Annotated in this window: 2 protein-coding genes; one reads left to right on the top strand and one right to left on the bottom strand. The window is 49.5% G+C overall.

Annotation, left to right across the window (positions count from 1 at the left end; genetic code table 11):
* Positions 1-194: 194 nt before the first annotated feature.
* Positions 195-1,550: a hypothetical protein gene (locus LKE08_RS08410; protein WP_324703769.1), complete on the bottom strand. Its 1,356-nt coding sequence runs from the start codon at positions 1,548-1,550 to the stop codon at positions 195-197.
* Positions 1,551-1,764: 214 nt separating this feature from the next.
* On the opposite strand from LKE08_RS08410, the gene LKE08_RS08415 reads away from it, so the two are divergent.
* A complete protein-coding gene (locus LKE08_RS08415) occupies positions 1,765-3,477 on the top strand; it encodes an ATP-binding protein (protein ID WP_324703770.1) in 1,713 nt (570 codons plus the stop codon).
* Positions 3,478-3,618 lie beyond the last annotated feature (141 nt).

The raw sequence follows: 3,618 nt of genomic DNA on the forward strand, positions 1-3,618 counted from the left end.
TTCACATTGTTAGCAATCGGAAACTATTGGTAAATCGTCGCGCCCCCAAACCCCCAATTCTGGGGGCTTTGAGTGGAACGATTTTTTTCCGGAATCATTTCACATTGTTATACTTGATTGAGTCCACTTGAGTGGACTTTTGCTATTAGCCTTGAAATTTATTTCAAGGCGGTTGGCTGGGCGACAAGACCAGTTCAAACCCGATCCGACCATTTTTCCAAAGCCAAATCCAGCAGGGATTCTAGAGAGCGATCGTAATTTTCAACTTGAGACGAAAATTTTATATTCGTTTCTATTTCCCACATTTTATTATTCATTTTTTCAAGCTCTATTTCTTCATATAATAGCGCTTTATTTTTTCTCGCATCATTGCGGATTCTACGAGCCTCTCTAAAATATTTTTCGCCCATAACTTTTGTGACTGGCAATGAAATGCGATACAATTTGTTTCCAATATACCCATCCCAATGAAACCCCCCATATGTTCCTCGATCACCTTTTTGAATTGCATCAATTATCCTTTGTATATTTCTCTTGGCTCGATTAATTTCCGTTCCCACGCCCCGGGATACATAACCCTCAATCAAAGCGCGATCCTGCCAGTCCGTCCAAATCCTCGCCCGACCGATTCTCGGACTCTCGCCCATTTTGTAGGGTATCCAGAGAAACAATATAATTTCATCCTTGTACGCCATAAACTCGGCGCAAAACTTACTATTCTTGGCCGTTCCATTTCCATATTTTATGCTGTTCGCCGATGCGATCTCCTGCATCCGGTTATCAAATAATAAAAGTTTCTCCCGAATTTCCAATATCTTTTGCTGCTGGCTGGGTTCGCACTTATTCAGAAGCTTGGCGAGGGCGGGCGGTATGGGAGGTAAATCTAAATCCGTTTTGGGTTTTTGATACGGGATTTTGACTTGTGAAACGGTGTCGCTGTCAACATCTCGCAGGCGGAGATAGAATTTATCTCGACTTTCAATAACTGAAAATTCTAAAAACTGAAAATCGAGGGTGTGATATTTTTTGTCCGTGAAATTATCGCGGTGGAAGCTGGGGGCGATCGCGATCAATTGCACGGGTTTGTCATAATCCACGCGATCGCCAAACGGTTTGTCCTCCAACAGGGCATCATAATAACGGGTCAATTGTTGGACGATGCCCCGATCTTCCGCATTCTTCAACTCCAACACGAACAATTTTTTGCGATCGCCCACCGCCAAGATGTCGCATCGTTGACTTTCGACGTTGTATTGTTGTGCCAAAGGCGTGATGTCAAATAATTGTCCTAAATTTTGATATAAAAAATTTTCCAGGGCTTCTTCATTGACAAAGCCCCACTCGCTCCCATTTTTCTGCAATAGATGTCCGTCAAACATACCCGATCGATAACTCAATGGCGATTGTTGTTGCGCTTTAGCCCCGGAAGCGCTAAAGCGCAACAACGGAGGGTTTTGATGGCTGTTGTTGGGCTTGAGTCCTAAAATGACTGAATCGGGTTTTTGGGATTTCCACAAAAAAGCGATCGCCTCCCTTGCTTTTCCATCCATCTCGATCCATCATAATAGATAGAAAAAGCGGTAAGATAGCCAAGGTATAGCGCTGTATGCTCTGTGTTGACAGTTTCATTCGAGGGAAAAACCTTACAACCCTGATGACAAAGCGGTTTCTATTCCCCACACCCCACACCCCACACCCCACACCCTGCGCGCAGCGCCATATCTCCCAAACTCGATGAAATTTAATCCGCTGGAATAGCATCTGATGACACTCGAAAAACCGCTCGGTTCTGTAATTCAAGGTTCCTTGACGAAAGGGTTGGAGGTGCGGCTGCACCCGGATGTTTCCGTCGAGGAAATGCGCGTCGGGAAATTCCTGGTGGTGCGCGGGGTGCGATCGCACTTTTTCTGTCTCCTCACGGACGTTTCCCTCGGCACCGCCAGCGCCCGCATTCTCAGCAACCCCCCCCGTCCGGAAGATGACTTCCTGCAAGCCGTTTTAGCCGGAAACAGCACCTACGGAACTATTGAATTGAGTCCGATGTTGATGCTGAATCGGGAGGTGTCGGAATTTCACAACGCCGAACCGAAACGAAACGGCAACGGCGCCGCCTCCTTCCAAGCCAACACCAACGCGGCGGACTTTGAACTGCTGCCGGTGAAAACCATCCCCTCCCACTTCTCCCAGGTTTACGAAGCCAGCGAACGGGATTTTCGGATTATTTTCGGTTGGGAGGATGACCCCCAGCGGCGCAATTTTGCGATCGGAGAACCCATCGATATGCCGGTTCCGGTGTGTCTGGACCTCGATCGCTTCGTCGAACGCAGCAACGGCATTTTCGGGAAGTCGGGGACGGGAAAATCCTTCCTCACCCGCCTATTATTATCGGGCATTATCCGCAAAAAAGCCGCCGTTAACCTGATTTTCGATATGCACTCGGAATACGGCTGGGAGGCGGTTTCGGAGGGGAAAAAATTCAACACCGTCAAGGGACTGCGACAACTGTTTCCCGGACAGGTGGAGGTTTACACCCTCGATCCCGAATCCACCCGCCGCCGGGGGATTCGCGACGCCCAGGAATTGTATTTGAGTTACAAACAGATCGAGGTTGAAGATCTGAATTTGGTGCAGCGGGAGTTGAATTTGTCGGAGGCGAGTCTCGATAGTGCCAATATTCTCCGCAGCGAATTTGGGACGGATTGGATCTCGCAATTGCTGGCAATGACGAATGAGGAAATCCAGCTTTTCTGCGACGAACGCCGCGGCCACAAGGGCTCGATCATGTCCCTGCAGCGGAAGTTGATGCGGATGGATAATCTCAAATATATGCGCCCGACTTGTCCGTTTAATTATATCGATCGCATCCTGCAATCCCTCGACGCCGGAAAGCACGTTATCGTTGAGTTCGGTTCCCAGTCGGATATGCTGTCTTATATGCTGGTGACGAATATGATCACCCGCCGCATTCACCAGGCTTATGTGCGGAAGGCGGAGACGTTTTTGGCCTCGAAAAATCCCAGCGATCGCCCTTTACCTTTGGTGATTACAATTGAGGAGGCGCACCGGTTTCTCGATCCGGCGATCGTGCGATCGACGATTTTCGGCACCATCGCCCGAGAAATGCGAAAATATTTTGTCACCCTATTAGTGGTGGATCAGCGTCCGTCCGGGATCGATTCCGAGGTGATGTCCCAAGTCGGAACCCGCATCACGGCACTATTAAATGATGAAAAGGATATCGATGCCATTTTTACCGGGGTTTCGGGCAGTCACAGTTTGCGATCGGTGCTCGCGAAGCTGGACTCGAAGCAGCAGGCGTTGGTGTTGGGACACGCCGTCCCCATGCCGGTGGTGATCCGCACCCGGCCCTACGACGAGACATTTTACCGCGAAATTGGGGCGACGGATTGGCAGGAAATGCCGGACGAGGCGGTATTTGAGGCGGCGACTACCGCCCTGGACGATCTGGGATTTTAATTGGGAAGTCAACGCGGTTTTTGATTCGATGAGATCCGGATGATCCCCCATGATCCCCCTTAAGAAGGGGGACTTTGAGCGCAATTCTCCCCTCTTCCTCCCCCCTTACAAAGGGGGGCCGGGGGGGATCTTCACCTTTTT

This window comes from Lyngbya sp. CCY1209 (assembly GCF_035615495.1).
In the GTDB taxonomy this organism is placed as follows: Bacteria; Cyanobacteriota; Cyanobacteriia; order Cyanobacteriales; family Microcoleaceae; genus Limnospira.

Bases quoted from the DNA above. Each gene is read 5' to 3' on its own strand.
- LKE08_RS08410 (WP_324703769.1), bottom strand. From the start codon at position 1,550: ATGGATGGAAAAGCAAGGGAGGCGATCGCTTTTTTGTGGAAATCCCAA.
- LKE08_RS08415 (WP_324703770.1), top strand. From the start codon at position 1,765: ATGACACTCGAAAAACCGCTCGGTTCTGTAATTCAAGGTTCCTTGACG.